The sequence below is a fragment of the Desulfarculus baarsii DSM 2075 genome (genome assembly GCF_000143965.1).
Lineage (GTDB): Bacteria > Desulfobacterota > Desulfarculia > Desulfarculales > Desulfarculaceae > Desulfarculus > Desulfarculus baarsii.
This window is the reverse complement of the sequence record NC_014365.1, coordinates 2,409,693-2,427,582: the sequence shown is the minus strand read 5'-3', so window position 1 is coordinate 2,427,582 and position 17,890 is coordinate 2,409,693. Positions and strand designations below refer to the sequence as shown.

Genomic DNA, 17,890 nt, shown 5'->3' with positions numbered 1-17,890 from the left:
AGGGTATATCTTAACCTAATAGCGATGAAAATGCGAAGGCGCGGGCGGCAAAGGCGGCTTAATTGATGGCGTCGGCCTGTTCGGGCGACTCGATGCCGTAGCGGGCCATCTTGCCGTAGAGGGTGCTGCGGGCGATGCCCAGCAGCTTGGCGGCCTGATATTTGTTCCAATTGCATTTTTCCAGGGTGCAGGCGATCAACTCGCGTTCCTGATCGTGCAGGCGGCCCGATGGCGGCAGGCCTTGGGCCTCGTCTGGGTCGCCGAGGCGATCGGGCAGATGCTCCAGTTCGACGACGTCGCCGCGGCACATCAAGACGGCGTGCTCGAGGACGTTGCGCAGTTCGCGCACGTTGCCGGGCCAGGCGTAGGCCATCAGCCGGGTCAGGGCCTCGCGCGCGAAGCCGTAGAGCGGCTTACCCAGCCTCTCGCCGTGGCTGCGCAAAAAATAATTGGCCAAAAAGGGGATGTCCTCGGGCCGGCGGCGCAGGGGCGGCACCTCCAGGCGCACCACGTTGAGGCGATAGTACAAGTCCTCGCGGAACAGGCCCTTTTCGACCTGCTCGCGCAGGGATTTGTTGGTGGCCGTGACGATGCGCACATTGGCGGTGATCGTCTTTTCGCCGCCCACGCGCTCGAACTGGCGGTCCTGGATCACGCGCAGCAAGGCCAACTGGGTCAGGGGGCTGATCTCGGCGATTTCATCCAGAAAGATGGTTCCGCCGTCGGCCAGCTCGAAGCGGCCAGCCTTGCGGCGGATGGCCCCGGTGAAGGCGCCTTTCTCGTGGCCGAACAGCTCGGAACTGAGCAGCGTCTCGGGATAGGCCGAGCAGTTGACCACCACGAAGGGCTTGTCGGCCCGCTTGCTGAACTTGTGGATCACTTCGGCCAGCAGGCTCTTGCCTGTGCCCGATTCGCCCTCCAGCATGACGGTGGTGTCGGTGCTGACGACGTTGTCGAGGATGTCGGCCATCTCCAGCACCTGGGGCGATCCGCCCATGACCTTGGCCAGGTAACGGCGCATCTCCAGGGTGAGGGTGGCCTGCTGGCGGCCCATGCGCTCGGAGAGCAGGTCTTCGTAGAGACTGCGGATGCGCAGCATCACCCGCACCCGGCTGAGCATGGTCTCCACGTCCACGGGCTTGCTCATGTAGTCCTCGGCCCCCACCTCCAGGGCCCGCAGGGTGGCCTCTTTTTCGTGCAGGGCCGAGAGCACCACCACCGGCACGTAGCGCAGCTTGCCGTCGCCCTTGATGCGCTCCAGCACGTCCCAGCCGCTGAGGCCGGGCAGGATCAGGTCCAGCAGGATCAGGTCGTAGTCGCCGCCGTTGGCCAAAAGCGCCATGGCCGTTTCGCCGTCGGGGCAGATGTCGGCCTCGTAGCCTTCGCTTTTCATCAGTGAACTGAAAAACAGGGCCGAATCGCCGTCATCCTCGACGATGAGGATGCGCGCGTGTCGTTTGACCGGAGTCAGCGCCAGATCAGTCAAGCATGCTCCCGCTGGGGCGGCGAAAAACTACAACTTGCGCAGGCTTGAGTCAATTTTTCCAGGGCCAGATCCTGGTTCAGCTCGGGCCGGGCGGTCAAGCCGCCGAACAGCGCTCCGCCGAGAATCGTCAATTGCGGGCAGGTTCCGGCGCTGAGGTGCGGGCAGGTGGTCCACGCGGGGTTATGGTTCATGAACAGACCCCCTCAATCATGCATCGCGCCAATGAGTCACAACTATACGACATAAAACAAGAGCACTATACACACTTTTTCCCGCCCGCACAACGCGCATTTTTCCGGCTTGCGTCGCCAGCCCCGGCGGCGTACCCTGCTGGCCATGCTTGTCGCCGATCTGCACATTCACTCGCGTTATTCCCGAGCCACGGCCAGGGACATGGGCCCCGAGGCGCTGTGGCGTCACGCCCAACTGAAGGGCGTGGACCTGCTGGGCACCGGCGACTTCACCCATCCGGCCTGGTGGGCCGAGCTGGCCGAAAAGCTTGTCGAAACAGGCGACGGGGCCTACCAGCTGCGGCCGGACCTGGCCGCCGCCCTTGGCGAGAGCCTGCCGCCTTCCTGCCGGCGACCGCCGCGCTTCCTGCCCTCGGCCGAGATCAGCTCCATCTACAAACGCCACGGCCAGACGCGCAAGGTCCACAGCCTCATCCTCATGCCCACCCTGCAAGACGCCGCCCGCCTCAACCAGCGCCTGGACAAGCTGGGCAACATCAAAAGCGACGGCCGGCCCATCCTGGGCCTGGACGCCCGCGATCTGCTGGAGCTGTGCCTGGAGGTCTGCCCGGAGGTCATTTTCATCCCTGCCCACATTTGGACGCCGTGGTTCAGCGTATTTGGCTCCAAGAGCGGCTTCGACGCGCTGGAGGAGGCCTTTGACGATCTGACCTGTCACATCAAGGCCCTGGAGACGGGCCTGTCGTCGGACCCGCCCATGAACTGGCGGCTGTCGGCCCTGGACGGCTACACGTTGGTCAGCAACTCCGACGCCCACAGCCCGGCCAAGCTGGCCCGCGAGGCCAACTTGCTGGATTGCCCGGCCACCTTCCACGATCTGGCCCGGGCCCTGAGCCTGGGCGCGGCCGGCGGTTTTTTGGGCACGATCGAGTTTTTTCCCGACGAGGGCAAGTATCACCTGGACGGCCATCGCAAGTGCGGGCTTTGCTTGGGCCCGGACGAGACCAGGGCTTACGGCGGACGCTGCCCGGTCTGCGGCGGGCCGATCACCGTGGGCGTGCTCAGCCGTGTGGCGGAGCTGGCCGACCGGCCCGAGGGCTATCGCCCGCCGGCGGCGGCCCATTTTGAATCGCTGGCGCCGCTCGACGAGGTTGTCGCCGAGGTGCTGGGCCAGGGCCCGGCCACCAAGGCCGTGGGCGCGGCCGTGGACGGCCTGCGGCGGCGTCTGGGCCCGGAGCTGACGATCCTGCGCCAGACGCCGCTGGAAGAGCTGGCGCGGGCGGGCGGGCCGGTCTTGGCCGAAGCCATCGACCGTCTTCGCGCGGGCAAGGTGGTGCTGCAGGGCGGCTTTGACGGCCAGTTCGGCGTGGTGCGCCTGTTCAGCCCGGCCGAACGCCAGCGCTTGGCCGGGCAAAAGGCCCTGCTGGATCTGGCTCCGGTGACGGGCAGGGGGCGCGGGCGCAAGGCCGCCGCCAGGCCCGTTGACTCGCGCCAACCAGCCGCTCCGGCCGCCGCGCCAACCGCCGTCGACCAGGGCCTGGACGAGTTTCAGCGCCGGGCAATGGACTACGACGGCGGGCACTTGATCGTGCGGGCCGGCCCGGGCGCTGGCAAGACGCGGCTACTGACGGCCCGGGCGGCGCGCTTGGTCGCCGGCGGCGGCGACGCCTCGCGGCTGCTGTTGGTCACTTTCACCCGCAAGGCCGCCGAGGAGCTGGGCCAGCGTCTGGCCACCTTGGGCCTGGAGGCGGCCAGAACCCACACCTTCCACGGACTGGGCCTGGAGATCTTGACCGACCACCTGGGCCGCCGGCCGGCCATCGTGGCCGATCAACGCCGCGAGGAAATTTTGAGCCAAGCCGCCAAGGCCGTTGATCTGCCGCCGGGCCAGGTCGATTGGGCCATCAGCCGGCTCAAGCAGCGCCTGGACCAACGGCCCGAACCAACCCTGGCCCCGGCCTGGCTGGCCTACGAGCAAGCCTTGGCCGCCGAAGGCCTGTTGGACCTGGACGATCTGCCCCGCCAGGCCGCCCTGGCCCTGGCCCAGGACGGCGCCTTGGCCGGGCGCTGGTCCGGCAAGTTCGATCATATCTTGGTCGACGAATACCAAGACGCCAACCCGGTGCAGGTGGCGCTTTTGCGGCGCCTGGCCGCGGGCGGGGCGCTGGTGGCGGCCATTGGCGACCCGGACCAGGCCATCTATGGTTTTCGCGGGGCCGAGCGGGCCCTGTTCGCGGACTTTGGGCGCGACTTTGCCGGCGCGCGGTCTTTTGATCTGCGGCGCAATTATCGCAGTAGCGGGCGCATCGTGGCCGCGGCCACGGCGCTGATGGCCGCCGAGGCGGGGCGCGAGGCCTACGCGCCCCAGGCCGTCAACCCGGCCGGGCCGCTGGTGGAATGCTTCGAGGCCGCCGACCCACAGGCCGAGGCGATCTGGCTGGCCCAGCGGGTGGTGGAGCTTTTAGGCGGGCTGGATTCGCGCCAGGTCGAGGCCGGCGCGGGCGCGCGGAGCCAGGGCTTTTCGGCCGGCGACATCGCCGTGCTTTACCGCTTGCACGCCCAGGCCGAGCCCATCGCCCAGGCGTTGGCGCGGGTGGGCGCGCCGACACAGGTGGCGGCCACGGCCCATCTGGCCGAGCTGGACCCCCTGGACCTGCGCGCCCAGCGGGTCAAGCTGCTGAGCATGCACGCGGCCAAGGGCTTGGAGTTCCCCGTTGTTTTCGTGGTGGGCCTGGAAGAGGGCCTGCTGCCCTACCAGCCGCCCGGCAAGGACGCGGCCGACCCGGACGAGGAGCGCCGCCTGCTCTACGTGGCCATGACCAGGGCCCGGCAAAGGTTGTTTTTGTCGCGCTGCTGCTGGCGCATGCTCTTTGGCGAAAGCCGCCGGCCGGGGCGCTCGCCCTTCTGGGCCGACCTGCCGGGCGAGTTGCTCGTCGCCCACAAATCCAAGGCACGCCGCCGCGCCAGGCAACTGGTTCTTTTCTAGGCCGAGGCCGCCGTGCTCTCGGCCGGGGCCAGATCGCCCAACAACTGGCGGAACTCCTTGTGGTCGATGACTTCGCGCTCCAGCAGGCGAGCGGCGACGGTGTCCAACAGCTGGCGCTGGTCGCCCAGGAGCTGTTGCACGTGGCTCTGGCGCTGGTCCATCATCTCGCGCAGTTCGGCGTCGAGGGCGGCGGCGGTGGCCTCGCTGAACTCCTGGGCCGGCGGCATCAGCGCCGCGTCGCCGGGCAGAAACACCGGCTGATTGCGGCGGGCCAGGGTCACCGGGCCCAGGGTCTGGCCCATGCCGTATTGCGTCAGCATGGCCCGGGCCAGGTCGGTGGCCCGTTGCAGGTCGTTGGCCGCGCCGGTGGAGACCTCGCCAAAGGCCAGGCTTTCGGCCACCCGTCCGCCCAGAAACACGTCGATCTTGCCCAGCAGTTCGGAGCGGCTCATCAGGTAGCGATCCTCGGTGGGGCGCTGCTCGGTGTAGCCCAGGGCGGCGATGCCCCGGGGGATGATGCTGATCTTGTGCACCTGGTCGGCCCCCGGCGTCAGGGCCGCCACCAGGGCGTGGCCGGTCTCGTGATAGGCCACGATGCGCTTTTCGCGTTCGTTGATGACGCGGTTTTTCTTTTCCAGGCCGCCGATGACCCGGTCGACGGCTTCTTCCAGGTCGGCCATGGTCACTTCGTTGTGACCTGCCCGGGCGGCCAGCAGCGCGCCTTCGTTGAGGATGTTTTCCAGGTCGGCCCCCGAAAGGCCCGGCGTGCGCTGGGCCAGCACCTTGAGGTCGACGTTTGGGCCCAGGGCTATGCGCTTGGCGTGCACGTTGAGGATATCCAGGCGGCCCTTGAGGTCGGGCTTGTCGACCAGCACCTGGCGGTCGAAACGGCCGGCGCGCAACAGGGCGGCGTCGAGGATCTCGGGCCGGTTGGTGGCGGCCATGATGATCACGCCCACGCGGGGGTCGAAGCCGTCCATCTCGACCAGGAGCTGTTGCAGGGTCTGTTCGCGTTCATCGTGGCCACCGGCGATGGCCACGCCCCTGGCCTTGCCCAGGGCGTCGAGTTCGTCGATGAAGATGATGCAAGGCGCTTTTTCCTTGGCCTGGGCAAACAGCTCACGCACCCTGGCCGCGCCCACGCCCACGAACAACTCGACGAACTCCGAGCCGGAGATGGAGAAAAACGGCACCCCGGCCTCGCCGGCCACGGCCCGGCTCAGCAACGTCTTGCCGGTGCCCGGCGGGCCCACCAGCAACACGCCCTTGGGCATGCGGCCGCCCAGGCTGGTGAAGCGCTCGGGGTTTTTGAGGAAGTTGACGATCTCCTCCAACTCGAACTTGGCCTCGTCGACCCCGGCCACGTCGGCGAAACGGGTGGGGATGTCCTGCTCGGCGTGGAGCTTGGCCCCGCTGCGGCCAAAGCTCATCACCCCCGCGCCGGGGCCCATGCGCTTCATCATGAAATACCACACGCCAAAAAACAAAAAGATGGGGATCATCCACGACAGCAGCGTGCGCAAAAAGGTGGACTCCACCTCGCCGCGAAAGACGATGTTATGCCCTTCCAGTTCCTTGGCCAGGTCGGGGTTGACCCGCACGGTGGTGAACTTGACGGTTTTGCCGTCGTCGCCGACCATTTCGCCGCTGATCATCTGCTGACCGATGGCCAGTTCGGAGACCTTGTCCTGGCGCAGTTTGGCCAAAAATTCGCTGTAGGCCAGATGCACCGGCCCCAGCGAGGAGTATAGCCAGTTGTTGAGGATCAGCACGAACCAGACGCCCAGCAAAACATACCAAATAGAAAATTTGTGATGCTTTTCCAAATAAACGCTCCTACCCGTAAAGGCGCGGCCGAGGCCGCGTTGGCGCATGATTAAAAATAGTAAGGCATTTCACGGGCTCGTGCATGAAAAACATGACCAACGTGCTGGTGAAGGCCCGCGACCGGCGACGGGGCGTCGTCAACCGGCCGCGGGCGGCTTGGGGCGGGCCTAGTGCTGGTCGGCGGCCTGGCTCAGGCCCAGGCGCTGTTTGAGCCGCGCGAGCCCGTTTTGCGCGTCTTCCAGGATCATGTAGCCGCAGGGGATCAGCAGCAGGGTGATGAAGGTGGCGAACATCACGCCAAAGCCCAGGCTCACGGCCATGGGCACCAGGAACTGGGCCTGCATGCTGCGTTCGGCGATCATCGGGGCCAGGCCAAAGAACGTGGTCAGCGAGGTGAGGATGATCGCCCGGAAGCGCAGCGGCCCGGCCTCGCTGATGGCCTCCAAGGCGCTTTTGCCCTGGGCGCGCAGGCCGTTGGCCGCATCGATCAGCACCAGCGAGTCGTTGACGACCACGCCCGTCAGGCCGACCATGCCAAATAGGCTCAGCATGCTCAGATCCAGGCCCATCAGCAAGTGGCCGCCGATGGCCCCGACCAGGCCGAAGGGTATGGCCGCCATGACGATGATCGGCTGGCTGAACGAGCGGAAGGGGATGGCCAGCAGGGCGTAGATCACAAACAGGGCGATGATCATGCTGCGTTGCAGATCGGCAATGGATTCCTGCTCCTCGCGGCCCTCGCCCTCGGTGGTGTAGCGCAGGCCGGGAAATTGGACCTGGAGCTGGGGCAGGACGTCTTTTTCCAGCCAGCGCCGCAGCTCGCTGGCGTTGGCCGTTTTTTCGTCCACGTCGGCAAAGACCTTGATCACCCGTCGCCGCTGGGCCCGCTCGATGGTGGTGTAGCCCTGTTTCATCGTCACCTCGGCCACCTGGCTGAAGGGAACCTCCGTGCCGTCGGACAGGCGGATGCGCATGGATTCGATGTTGATCAGCGAGCGGCGCTCGTTGTCGGGGTAGCGCACCATCACCCGCACCTCGTCCTGGTCGCGTTGCAGGCGCAGCGACTCGGCCCCGTAAAAGGCCGCCCGCACCTGGCGGGCCAACTCCGATAACGTCAGGCCCAGGGGCTTGGCCGAGGGCTTGAGGCCCAGTTGCATCTCGGCCTTGCCCGGCAGGAAGCTGTCGTCGATGTCGAAAACACCGTTGTAAGTGGCCAGTTTGGCCTTGAGCTCCTCGGAGGCCAGGATCAGCGTCTCTTCGTCGGGGGCCGAAAGGTGCAGCTCCACGGGCGTGCCGGCGCTGAACATCTCGGCCGAAAAAGTCAGCGACTCCACGCCGGGCAGTTGGCCGACCTTTTGCCGCCAGCGGTTGATGATCTCGAAAGCGCCCACGTCACGTTCCTCGGACCCGATCAGCTCGACCCAGATCTGGGCCAGATGGCCCCCGGCCTCACCCGAGATCGCGCTGCCGTGGCGGGTGGAAAACTGCCCGCCGATGTAGGACATGCTGTATTTGAGCAGCGGCTTGGACCCTTCGGGGCGTTTGGCGTCGAACTCGGCCAGGGTCTGGCGCACGGCCTCCTCCAGCCTGGCCACCACGGCCACGGTCTCGGCGGCGGGCGTGCCGGTGGGCATGATCACCGCCACCTGCAAAAAGTCCGACTCGACCTTTGGGAAGAGCGTGAACTTGATCCAGCCGCCAGCCACCGTGCCCAGCGCCAAAAGCAACAGCCCCACGCCCGCCGCCACCACCGCGTAGCGCCAGCGCAGGCCGATGGTCAGGGTTTTTTTGTAGGGCCCGTCGATGACCCAGCGCAAGAATCTGGCCGAGCGCTTTTCCTTGGCCTCGGGGCCGGTTTTGAGCTTGGCGTGGGCCAGGTGCGAAGGCAGCACGAACAGGCTTTCGACCAGCGAGGCCATCAGCACCAGGATCACCACGATGGGGATGTTGCGCATGACCTTGCCCAGACTGCCCGAGGCCTGCACCAACGGCCAGAAAGCGGCCACGGTGGTCAGCACGCTGAAGACCACCGGCCGGCCGATGGCCGTGGCGCCCTCCACGGCGGCCTGGAGCGGCGGCAAGCCCCGCTCGCGCAGGGTGAAGACGTGCTCGCCCACCACGATGGCGTCGTCGACGACGATGCCCAGCACCAAAATGAAGGCGAACAGGCTGATCATGTTGATGGACACGTCAAAATAGGGCAGGGCCCAGATCGCCGCCAGGAAAGACACGGGGATGCCCAGCGTCACCCAAAAGGCCAGGCGCAGCTGCAAGAACATGCCCAGCAACACCGCCACCAGCACCAGGCCCATGAGCATGTTGCGGGTCAAAAGCTCCAGGCGGTCCTTGAGGATCTTGGAGCGGTCGGAGAGGGTGTCGACGCCAATGCCGGCCGGCAGCGCGCTCTGCTTTTGGGCCACGTAGTCCTTGACGGTGTTGGCCACGTCGAGAGCGTTTTGCTCGGCCACGCGGTAGACCCGGACCATGGCCGCGTGCTCGCCCTGAAAACGGAACTCGCTCTCCACGTCGTCCTGGAAGCCTTCCTTGATCTGGGCGATCTGGCCCAGGGTCAACTTGCTGCCGTCGGGGTTGGTCAGGATGGGCACGTCATGGTATTCGGCGGCGGTGTATTTGCGGCCCTTGGCCCGCACCAGCACCTCGCCGGCCTTGGTCTTGATGGCCCCGGCCGGCAGGTCGAGGGCGTGCTCGGCCACCAATTGCGAGACCTTGCTCAATGTCAGGCCGTAACGCCGCAGCGCCTCCTCGGGGACTTCGATGTAGATGCGGCCCGTGCGCACGCCCATGAACTCGGCCTGGGTGATGCCGGGCAGGTTGGTCAAGTCGTCCTTGATCTCCTCGGCCAGTTTTTTGATGCTGGCCTCGGGCGCGTGGCCGTGGACGGCCACCCAGATCACCTCGGTGCGCTGTGTCACCTCGCTGATGGTGGGTTTTTCGGCCTCGTTGGGCAGGGTGGTGATGCGGTCGACCTCGCTTTTGATGTCGTCCAAAAGCTTCTGGACCTCCCAACCCTGCATGACCTCAATCTTGATGGTGGCCATGCCTTCGCGGGCCGACGAGTCGATGCGCTTGACGCCTTCGACGCCGGCGATCTTTTCCTCGATGCGCCGCACCACGCCTTCCTCGACCTCGGCCGGCGAGGCGCCGGGGTACTCCACGGTCACGGTGACTATGTCCAGGCTCTGTTCGGGGAAGATCTCCAGCTTGATGTTGAAGGCCGTGACCAAGCCGGCCACGATCACGAACCACATCATCAAGTTGGCCGCCACGTGGTTTTCGGCGAACCAGGCGATGGCCTTATTCATGGGCCTTCTCCGCGGCCGGCGCGGTGGGGGCGGCCTTTGGCCCTTGCGCGGCCACGCGCACGATCATGCCGTCACTGACCACGCCGAGCTTACTGGTGACCATGGCCGCGCCCTGGGGCAGGCCGGGGCTGAGCACGGCCTTGTCGGCGAAGTAACGGGCCACCCGCGCCTTGTGGAAACGCAGCCGGCCCTGATCGTCGACCAGCCAGAGCACGCCGCCCTCGCGCACGGCCCCGCGCGGGGTTACGGTGACGTTTTCCATCATCCGGCCCAGGATCTCCACATTGACGAACATGCCCACGGCCAGGGGCGGCGTGTGGGCATAGGGCTTCTCGACGCGCACCACCACCGGGACCATGCGCGTGCGCGGGTCCAACTCGCCCTCGGCCCGCACCACGCGGCCTTGCCACTCCATGCGCCGCCCGCCGAAATCGGTCGTTATTCGCGCCGGCGAGCCCTGGCCACCCTTGGTGGTCAGGCCGGGCACGTCGATCCAGGCCAACTCGGCGTCGTCGAGGTTGACGGTGATCTCGGCCGCCTCGGTGGAAAAGATCGTGGCGACGGGGTTGCCCTTGGCCAGATATTGGCCCACGTCGACGTTTTTGGTCACCACCCGGCCGTCAAAGGGCGCGCGGATGGCGGTGCGCTCCAGGTTGAGCCGGGCCTTGCGCAGATTGGCCTGGGCCGCGTCCAGGGCGGCTTGGGCGGCCTCCAGGTGGGGCGTCTTGGCCACCAATGGCGGCGGTTCCTGTTGATCGCCCTTGGCCAGGCCCAGACGTTTCCATTCCTCGCGGGCCACGGAGGCTTCCTCGTGGGCCAGTTGCAGGTTTTTTTGGGCCTGCTCGACCTCGTTTTGGCGCAGGATCACGTCCAGCCGATAGTCTTCGGGCTCAATGGCGGCCAACACCTCGCCGCGCTTGAACATGCCGCCGGGCAACAGGTTGGGCGAGACCCGCTCGACCGTGCCGATGATCTCGGCGGCCAGGGTGCTTTTGCGCAGGGCCGCCACCGTGCCCTGGCCCTCGACCACCGCCCGATGCGGGCCGGTGTTGGCTTTTTGCACCAGCACCAACGGCGCCACGACCTCGGGCGGCTTTTCGGCCAGGGGCTTTTGCGCGGCGATCAGGCCGATCATGCCCAGCACGCCCAGGATCAGGCAGCCGGCGGCGATGGTCACATGCAATCCGCGTTTGCTTTTTATTTTCATGAGTTGCTTCCATCGGCCGCCGGGGCCGCGCTGATGTCGTCCCAGCCTCCGCCCAGGGCCCGATGCAGGCTGACGCGGTTGCTGAGGATGGCGTAGTCGGTCAGGACCAGTTGGTCTTCCAGGTTGTAGCGGGTGTACTGGGCTTCCAGCACATCCAGGTAGTCGCTGAGGCCGCGCATGTAGCGGCGCTGGGCCGCCTCCTGGGTGGCCACGGCCTCGGCCAGGGCCTTTTGCACCAGTTCACGGCGGGTGAGCTGCTCGCGGCGGGTGAGCAGGGCCCCCTCCACCTCCGAAAAGGCCGTGAGCACCTGCTTGGCCCAATCGGCCACGCCCTGGTCGTAGCGGGCTTGGGCGGCGTCTTGCTTGGCGCGGCGCAGGCCGGCGTCGAAAAGCGGCGCGGTCAGGCCCAAGGCGGCGTTCCACAGGGCGTTGTCCGGGCGGATCAGGCTCTCCAACTGATCGCTGGCGTAGCCGCCCTGGGCGGTCAGGCTGATGGTGGGAAAGCGGGCGGCCTTGGCCGCGCCGATGCGCGCGCTGAGGGCCTGGAGGGTGTGCTCGGCCGCGCGCAGATCGGGCCGGCGCAAGAGCAGCTCCGAGGGCAGGCCCGCCGGCACGGCCGGCAGTTGCTTGAAGTAATCGGCTGGCTGGGCTCGCGCCGGCTGGACCTTTGGATAAGCCCCCACCAGCACGGCCAGGTTCTGCTGGGCTTGGCCCAGATCCTGGCGCAGGCTGGGCAGGCCGGCCTTGGCGTTGGCCAGGGCGCGGCGGGCCTGGCGCAGGGCCAGTTCGCTGGTCAGGCCACGGCGATAGCGCCCCTCGACGAACTCCATGCTGCGTTGGTAGGCCTCGATGCTGCTTTGGGCCACTTGCAGGCGGCGCTCCAGGGTCTGGATGGTCAGATGGCTGGTGACTACCGAGGCGATGACCGTCTGGGCCACGGTGCGCCTGGTCTCCTGGGCGGCCAGCAGGTCGCCGCGGGCGGCCTGCTCCAGGCGGGCCAGGCGGCCCCACAGGTCGACCTCGTAGGAGGCGGCCACGGCCAGGTTGTAGCTGTCGGTCTCGACGGCCCCCACCGAGATGCCGCCTTGCTCCAGGCTCATGGACTTGGCCCGCTGGCGCTGGCCCGTGCCGCTGGCGCTGATCTGGGGATAGCGCTCGGCCCGCGACTGGCTGAACAGGGCCTGCAACTCCTGAACCCTGGCCGTGGCCTTGGCCAGATCGAGGTTGCGGGCCACGGCCAGTTCGACCAACCGGTTCAGCTCCGGGTCGCCAAAGGCCTCCCACCAGCGGTCTGGTTGGGCGATGGCGATGGCGCTTTGGTTGGCGGCCTGGTCGTAGGCCGCCGGGATCTTGGCCGGCGGTTCGGGCCGTTGGTAGTCCGGGCCCAGCTTCATGCAGCCGGCGTTTAAACCGAGCACCACCAGCGCCCCGGCCAGGGCCAGCGTTTTGGGCAATACGCCCGTCATGGTTGATCTCCCGTTTGATTCATGCCGTGCAAACAGAACGCGGTGATATGATCGGCCAATATCGCCTCCACGTCCTCGGGCGGCGGCTGGCCCATGACCTGTTGGGCGATGGGCCGGGCGTGCGAGAAAAACACCAGCTGGCTGAACATGCTCATGCAGTTGAGCATGACCTTGGCCTTTTGCACGGTGGGGTCGATGCGCAGAAAAATGCGATAGAGCAGGTCGTAAAAGGGCACGATCGCCTCCTCGACGAGGATGTCCCAAGCCTCGGTTCGGTTGTGCAGTTCGCGGTGGATCAACGCGCCGTGCAGGAAAAACTCCTGGCTGTCGTGGGACAGCGGGCCCTTCCACAGGACGTCGATCGCCGTGCGGATAACCTTTTCGACGCTCAAGTCGTCGGCCTCCAGCAGGGGCGTGATTTTGGCCATGGTGCTGTGGGCCCGGGGCAGCCAGCGCTGGCGGAAAACCTCCAGATAGAGATTTTTTTTGCCGCCGAAATGATAATTTATCGCCGCGCTGTTGGTCTCGGCGGCGGCGGTGATCTGGCGCACGCTCACGGCGGCGTAACCTTTGGTGGCGAAAAGGCGTTCGGCCTCCAAAAGCAGGCGTTCACGGGTCGGGTCTGGCTGGTTGACATTGGCGCTCATGCAAAACCTCACGTTTGTTTCAAACGAGTGTAACAAACGGTCGTTACATTCGCAACGGGGCGTGTGTGACATTTTGCGTCTTTTGGGCGGGAGGCGAAACATCGCCCAAGGGGTGGTATTATTGCCATACACCCGCGAAAACCAGCGCCAAGGGGAGCCCGAATCATGAGTGGCCACGGCCCAGCGCCCCATCCAGACCTGACTGGCTTGATCCTCGACGCCATCGCCGAGGGCGTTTTCACCGTCGATCAAGACCTGATCATCACCAGCTTCAACCGAGCCGCGGCCCAGATCACCGGCGTGTCGGCCAGCGAGGCCCTGGGACGCAAGTGCCATCAAGTGCTGGGATCGAGCGTTTGCCAAGCGGCCTGTCCGCTGAGGCGCTCGATACAAACCGGCCATCCATCCGACGAACTGGAGGTGGAACTGCGCGCCGCCGACGGCCGGATTATCCCGGCGCGCATCCGCACGGCCGTGCTGCGCGACGCCACGGGCCGCCTGCTGGGCGGGGTCGAGACCTTCCGCGACATCAGCGCCGAACGCCATCTGCAAAAGCGCATCAGTGCGGCCTACACCTTCTGCGACATCAAGGGCAAGAGCGCGGCCATGACCCGTCTGTTTGCCGTGCTGCCCGATGTGGCCGCCAGCCGGGCCTCGGTGTTGATCAGCGGCGAGAGCGGCACGGGCAAGGAACTGGTGGCCCGGGCCCTGCACGATCTTTCCGACTGCCACGAAGGGCCTTTCGTGGCCGTCAACTGCGGGGCTATCCCCGAGGCGTTGGTGGAGAGCGAGTTGTTTGGCCATCTGCGCGGGGCCTTCACCGGGGCCCAACGCCAGCGCGTGGGGCGTTTCGCCGCCGCCGATGGCGGCACGCTTTTTTTGGACGAGATCGGCGAACTGCCCCTGGCCGTGCAGGCCAAGCTGCTGCGCGCCCTGGATCGGGGCGAGATCACGCCCCTGGGCGCGGACCTGGCCATCCGCGTGCGGGCGCGGGTGGTGGCGGCCACCAACCGCGACCTGGAGGCCGAGGTGGCCGCCGGCCGGTTCCGGTCGGATTTATACTATCGGCTCAACGTCTTGCAACTGCGCCTGCCGCCCCTGCGCCAGCGCCGCGAGGACATCCCCCTGCTGGCCGGGCATTTCCTGGAGCGGCTGGCCGCCGAGCGCTGCGAGTCGCCGGCGCGCCTTTCCGAGTCGGCCATGGCCCTGCTTTTGGACCATCAATGGCCGGGCAACGTGCGCGAGCTGGAAAACGCCCTGGAGCACGCGGTGGTCTTGGCCCGCGGCGGAACCATCGAGCCGCGTCACCTGCCCGAGTCTTTGCGGCGCCTGCATGGGGCCGCGCGCCCGGCCGAGGCCAACGGTTCGGCCACGTTGGATCTGGCCCAGCGCGAGCGTCAGGCGCTGATCATGGCCTTGGAGGCCCATGGCGGCCATCGGGCCAAGGCGGCGGCGGCGCTGGGCGTCTCGACGACGACGTTGTGGCGCAAGATGAAGCGCTTCGGGCTGGAAGACCATTTCAAAAAGCAACGCATTTTGTAATGGTGCACGTTTCATTATGAAATACACGGGTGTGCCCTCGAGGCGGCGATCATGATAAATTGCCAATTTATCACGCTAACTCGCCAATTTGAAAATTTGGCACGAAGGTTGTAAGTTCACCCTGCGGGCCAGGCAAAGGCCCGCGCTCCAAAATAACCGCCACGGCCCACATCGGGCCCGGCTGAACAAGGATTGACTTGGCATGACACAAAACAACGATTGCGCGACCTCGGGCGTCCAGCCCGTGGATGAAAGAGTGGCCAGGGCGCTGGCCGATATCCGCTTCAAGGTCGTGGTCATGAGCGGCAAGGGCGGCGTGGGCAAATCCACCGTGGCGGCCTATCTGGCCCTGGGCCTGGCCGACAAGGGCTACAAGGTGGGCCTGTTGGACGTCGACCTCCACGGGCCGTCGATCCCCCGCATGCTGGGGTTGTCCAGCCACGCCGTGGTGCAAGAGGACGAGCAGCGCATCCTGCCGGTGGTCTACAACAGCAACCTGCGCGTGATCAGCATCGAATCGCTGATGCCCAACCGCGAGTCGTCGGTGATCTGGCGCGGCCCGCTCAAGATCGGCGTGGTCAAGCAGTTTATCGGCGACGTGATGTGGGATCACCTGGACTTCCTGGTCATCGACTCCCCTCCGGGCACCGGCGACGTGCCCCTGACCGTGGCCCAGACCGTCGAGGGGGCCTACGCCCTGGTGGTGACCACGCCCCAGGAGATAGCCCTGGCCGACGTGCGCAAGTCCCTGGATTTCTGCCGCCAGGTGGAACTGCCGGTCATCGGCGTGGTCGAAAACATGAGTGGCCTAGTCTGCCCCCACTGCGGCAAGGAGGTCGAGCTGTTCGGCCAGGGCGGCGGCGAGGCCATGGCCAAAAATCTGGGCCTGGACATTCTGGCCAGACTGCCCATTGACCCGCGCATCATCCAGGCCGCCGACCAGGGTCGGCCGCTCAAGCTGATGCTAGACGACACGGGCTCCGGCCCGGCCTATCAACAAATGGTGGCCGGCGTTTTGAAGCGCACGGCCGAAAGGAGATAGCGGCAAATGAGTAAGATCGCCGTCAGCAGCCAAGGCGACAGCCTGGAGAGCCTGGTCGATCCGCGTTTCGGGCGGGCGGCCAATTTTCTGGTCATCGATCCAGCCACCATGCGCTTTGACGTGCTCAGCAACTCCCAGGCCAGGGGCATGGGCCAGGGCGCGGGCATCCAGGCCGCCGAGATGGTGGCCAAGTCCGGGGCCAAGACGGTGATCAGCGGCATTGTCGGCCCCAAGGCCTGGCAGGCCCTGCGGGCGGCCGGGCTGGATGTGGTCCAGGAGGCCACCGGCTCGGTGGGCGAGGCCGTCAAGGCCTTCATCGAGGGCCGGCTGAAGGTCTCCGCCGAACCAATGGGAGGCGGCTGGTGATCCTGGCCGTCGCCTCGGGCAAGGGCGGCACGGGTAAGACCACCGTCAGCGCCGCCCTGGCCGCCGCCCTGGCCGCTCGCGGGCCCAGCCTGCTGGTGGACCTGGACGTCGAAGAACCCAACGCCCATCTGTTCTTCGACATGACCTGGGACGAAGAACATGTCGAGCACATGCCCGTGCCGCTGGTCGACGAGGATCGTTGCACCCGTTGCGGGGCCTGTAGCGACTTGTGCCAGTTCAAGGCCATCGCCGTGCTGGGCCAGGCCATTGTCACCTTCGACCCCATGTGCCACGGCTGCGGCGGCTGTTGGACGATCTGCCCGGAAAAATGCATTGCCCAGGGCCGGCGTGAGCTGGGTTTGGTGCGTCTGGGCCGGGCCAACGACGCGCCGGGCCTGGCGCTGGCCTCGGGGCTGCTGCGCGTGGGCGAGGCCATGAGTCCGCCGCTGATGAAGCGGGTCATGGCCGCCGTCCAACCGCCGGTTCAGACGGTCATCGACGCCCCGCCGGGCACGTCGTGTCCGGCCATGACGGCCACCCGCCAGGCCGACGCCATTCTCCTGGTCAGCGAACCCACGCCCTTTGGCCTCTACGACCTGCAACTGGCCGTGGAGGCCATGGAGCCCATGAACAAACCCATGGCTGTCATCATCAATCGCCACGGCCTGGGCCAAGACCGCGTCAGCGCCTTTTGCGCCAAAAAAGACCTGCCGGTGCTGGCGCGCATCCCCTTTGATCGGGCCATCGCCGAGGGCTATAGCCGAGGCCAGCGCCTGGAGGCCGCGGCTCCCCAGTGGGGGCCCAGGCTGGTCAGGATCTTCGACTGGTTCGTGGGCCAGCTTGCCAAGGGAGGGGCCAGATGAAAGAGCTTCTGGTCATCAGCGGCAAGGGCGGCGCGGGCAAGACATCCATCACCGCCGGGCTGGCGGCGTTGGCCGGGCCCAAAGTGTTGCTGGATCTGGACGTGGACGCGCCGGACATGCATCTGTTGCTTCAGCCCAAACCGTGGCGCACCGAACCGTTCATCTCGGGCAACCTGGCCGTGACGCGCCGCGGGGATTGCACGGGCTGCGGGCTCTGCGCCGAGCTTTGCGCCTTTGGCGCGGCGCGCCTGGACGAGGGCGGCCTGGCCGTCATCGACGAAAGCGCCTGTGAAGGCTGTAAACTCTGCGTGGCCATGTGCCCGGCCCAGGCCATCGACTTCCCGCCCCGCGACTGCGGCAACTGGCATCTCAGCGACACCAGGTTGGGGCCCATGGTCCACGCCCTTCTGCATCCGGGGGCCGAGAACTCGGGCCGGCTGATCAGCCTGCTGCGCGATCAGGCCCGTCAACTGGCCCAGGAACGGGGCCTGGAGCTGATCATCGCCGATGGCTCGCCCGGCGTGGGTTGCCCGGTGATCAGCTCGCTTTCGGGCTGTAACCTGGCCCTGTGCGTCACTGAGCCCACGCCCAGCGGCCTGCACGATCTGGGCCGCGTGCTGGAGCTTTGCGCCCACTTCAAGGTTATGGCCAAGGTCGTCGTCAACAAGGCCGACTTGAACCCCGACATGGCCGTGGCCATTGAGGAGCACTGCGCGGAGCGCGGCCTGGAGTGCCTGGGCCGGCTGCCCTTCGACCCGCAGGTGGTCGAGGCGGCCTCGCGGGGGCTGACCATCGTCGAACATGATCCCAACGGGCCGACCTCCCGCGAAATGGCCGGCCTGTGGGAAAAGCTGGGCGCGGCCATGGCCTGAACCAGAGCCAACGTCGCCGTTGCCCAGGGGCCGCCGCGTGGTATCATTGCCTCGTCGGCGGCCCCAAAACGT

Annotated in this window: 13 protein-coding genes; 6 read left to right on the top strand and 7 right to left on the bottom strand. The window is 66.7% G+C overall.

The genetic code is table 11. The annotated features are described in order from the left end of the window. Window positions 1-58: 58 nt before the first annotated feature. Together DEBA_RS10910 and DEBA_RS18160 are read right to left on the bottom strand one after the other, a co-directional pair. Window positions 59-1,486 (bottom strand): sigma-54-dependent transcriptional regulator, encoded by a 1,428-nt coding sequence (locus DEBA_RS10910; protein ID WP_013258992.1) that lies wholly within the window; start codon window positions 1,484-1,486, stop codon window positions 59-61. After that, window positions 1,483-1,677: a hypothetical protein gene (locus DEBA_RS18160; RefSeq protein WP_013258991.1), complete on the bottom strand. Its 195-nt coding sequence runs from the start codon at window positions 1,675-1,677 to the stop codon at window positions 1,483-1,485. Before DEBA_RS18160 ends, DEBA_RS10910 begins: the two co-directional genes overlap by 4 nt. Window positions 1,678-1,822: 145 nt before the next feature. Between DEBA_RS18160 and DEBA_RS10905 the strand changes: the two genes are divergently transcribed. Next, window positions 1,823-4,663: a UvrD-helicase domain-containing protein gene (locus tag DEBA_RS10905; protein WP_013258990.1), complete on the top strand. Its 2,841-nt coding sequence runs from the start codon at window positions 1,823-1,825 to the stop codon at window positions 4,661-4,663. On the opposite strand, the gene ftsH is transcribed toward DEBA_RS10905, so the two are convergent. From ftsH to DEBA_RS17125, 5 genes are all read right to left on the bottom strand, one after another. Continuing rightward, window positions 4,660-6,489: an ATP-dependent zinc metalloprotease FtsH gene (gene ftsH, locus DEBA_RS10900; RefSeq protein WP_013258989.1), complete on the bottom strand. Its 1,830-nt coding sequence runs from the start codon at window positions 6,487-6,489 to the stop codon at window positions 4,660-4,662. The genes DEBA_RS10905 and ftsH overlap by 4 nt on opposite strands. Window positions 6,490-6,657: 168 nt before the next feature. Next, a complete protein-coding gene (locus DEBA_RS10895; protein ID WP_013258988.1) occupies window positions 6,658-9,813 on the bottom strand; it encodes an efflux RND transporter permease subunit in 3,156 nt (1,051 codons plus the stop codon). Further along, on the bottom strand, window positions 9,806-11,020 hold the full coding sequence (locus DEBA_RS10890; protein ID WP_013258987.1) for an efflux RND transporter periplasmic adaptor subunit: 1,215 nt from the start codon (window positions 11,018-11,020) through the stop codon (window positions 9,806-9,808). The genes DEBA_RS10895 and DEBA_RS10890 overlap by 8 nt, the downstream gene beginning before the upstream one ends. After that, window positions 11,017-12,486 carry an efflux transporter outer membrane subunit gene (locus DEBA_RS10885; RefSeq protein WP_013258986.1) on the bottom strand — a complete coding sequence of 490 codons (1,470 nt, stop codon included), beginning with the start codon at window positions 12,484-12,486 and terminating at the stop codon, window positions 11,017-11,019. The genes DEBA_RS10890 and DEBA_RS10885 overlap by 4 nt, the downstream gene beginning before the upstream one ends. Then, window positions 12,483-13,133 (bottom strand): TetR/AcrR family transcriptional regulator, encoded by a 651-nt coding sequence (locus tag DEBA_RS17125; RefSeq protein WP_013258985.1) that lies wholly within the window; start codon window positions 13,131-13,133, stop codon window positions 12,483-12,485. Before DEBA_RS17125 ends, DEBA_RS10885 begins: the two co-directional genes overlap by 4 nt. 165 nt (window positions 13,134-13,298) lie before the next feature. Between DEBA_RS17125 and DEBA_RS10875 the strand changes: the two genes are divergently transcribed. The 5 genes from DEBA_RS10875 to DEBA_RS10855 all read left to right on the top strand — a co-directional run bounded on the left by DEBA_RS10875 (window position 13,299) and on the right by DEBA_RS10855 (window position 17,818). Beyond that, window positions 13,299-14,675 carry a sigma-54 interaction domain-containing protein gene (locus tag DEBA_RS10875; protein ID WP_013258984.1) on the top strand — a complete coding sequence of 459 codons (1,377 nt, stop codon included), beginning with the start codon at window positions 13,299-13,301 and terminating at the stop codon, window positions 14,673-14,675. 202 nt (window positions 14,676-14,877) lie between these two features. After that, the gene (locus DEBA_RS10870) at window positions 14,878-15,717 is read left to right on the top strand and encodes an Mrp/NBP35 family ATP-binding protein (RefSeq protein ID WP_013258983.1); all 840 of its coding nucleotides are present in this window, start codon (window positions 14,878-14,880) and stop codon (window positions 15,715-15,717) included. Between the two features lie 6 nt (window positions 15,718-15,723). After that, window positions 15,724-16,083, top strand: a complete 360-nt coding sequence (locus DEBA_RS10865) for a NifB/NifX family molybdenum-iron cluster-binding protein (RefSeq protein WP_013258982.1) — start codon at window positions 15,724-15,726, stop codon at window positions 16,081-16,083. Beyond that, a complete protein-coding gene (locus DEBA_RS10860; RefSeq protein WP_013258981.1) occupies window positions 16,080-16,946 on the top strand; it encodes a P-loop NTPase in 867 nt (288 codons plus the stop codon). The genes DEBA_RS10865 and DEBA_RS10860 overlap by 4 nt, the downstream gene beginning before the upstream one ends. Continuing rightward, window positions 16,943-17,818, top strand: a complete 876-nt coding sequence (locus tag DEBA_RS10855; protein ID WP_013258980.1) for an ATP-binding protein — start codon at window positions 16,943-16,945, stop codon at window positions 17,816-17,818. Before DEBA_RS10860 ends, DEBA_RS10855 begins: the two co-directional genes overlap by 4 nt. Window positions 17,819-17,890 lie beyond the last annotated feature (72 nt).

What these genes read in the sequence shown, in the direction of transcription:
- DEBA_RS10870 (WP_013258983.1), top strand. Translation starts at nt 14,878, where the DNA reads ATGACACAAAACAACGATTGCGCGACCTCGGGCGTCCAGCCCGTGGAT.
- DEBA_RS10890 (WP_013258987.1), bottom strand. Translation starts at nt 11,020, where the DNA reads ATGAAAATAAAAAGCAAACGCGGATTGCATGTGACCATCGCCGCCGGC.
- DEBA_RS10885 (WP_013258986.1), bottom strand. Translation starts at nt 12,486, where the DNA reads ATGACGGGCGTATTGCCCAAAACGCTGGCCCTGGCCGGGGCGCTGGTG.
- DEBA_RS10905 (WP_013258990.1), top strand. Translation starts at nt 1,823, where the DNA reads ATGCTTGTCGCCGATCTGCACATTCACTCGCGTTATTCCCGAGCCACG.
- DEBA_RS10875 (WP_013258984.1), top strand. Translation starts at nt 13,299, where the DNA reads ATGAGTGGCCACGGCCCAGCGCCCCATCCAGACCTGACTGGCTTGATC.
- DEBA_RS10865 (WP_013258982.1), top strand. Translation starts at nt 15,724, where the DNA reads ATGAGTAAGATCGCCGTCAGCAGCCAAGGCGACAGCCTGGAGAGCCTG.
- DEBA_RS10855 (WP_013258980.1), top strand. Translation starts at nt 16,943, where the DNA reads ATGAAAGAGCTTCTGGTCATCAGCGGCAAGGGCGGCGCGGGCAAGACA.
- DEBA_RS18160 (WP_013258991.1), bottom strand. Translation starts at nt 1,677, where the DNA reads ATGAACCATAACCCCGCGTGGACCACCTGCCCGCACCTCAGCGCCGGA.
- DEBA_RS17125 (WP_013258985.1), bottom strand. Translation starts at nt 13,133, where the DNA reads ATGAGCGCCAATGTCAACCAGCCAGACCCGACCCGTGAACGCCTGCTT.
- DEBA_RS10895 (WP_013258988.1), bottom strand. Translation starts at nt 9,813, where the DNA reads ATGAATAAGGCCATCGCCTGGTTCGCCGAAAACCACGTGGCGGCCAAC.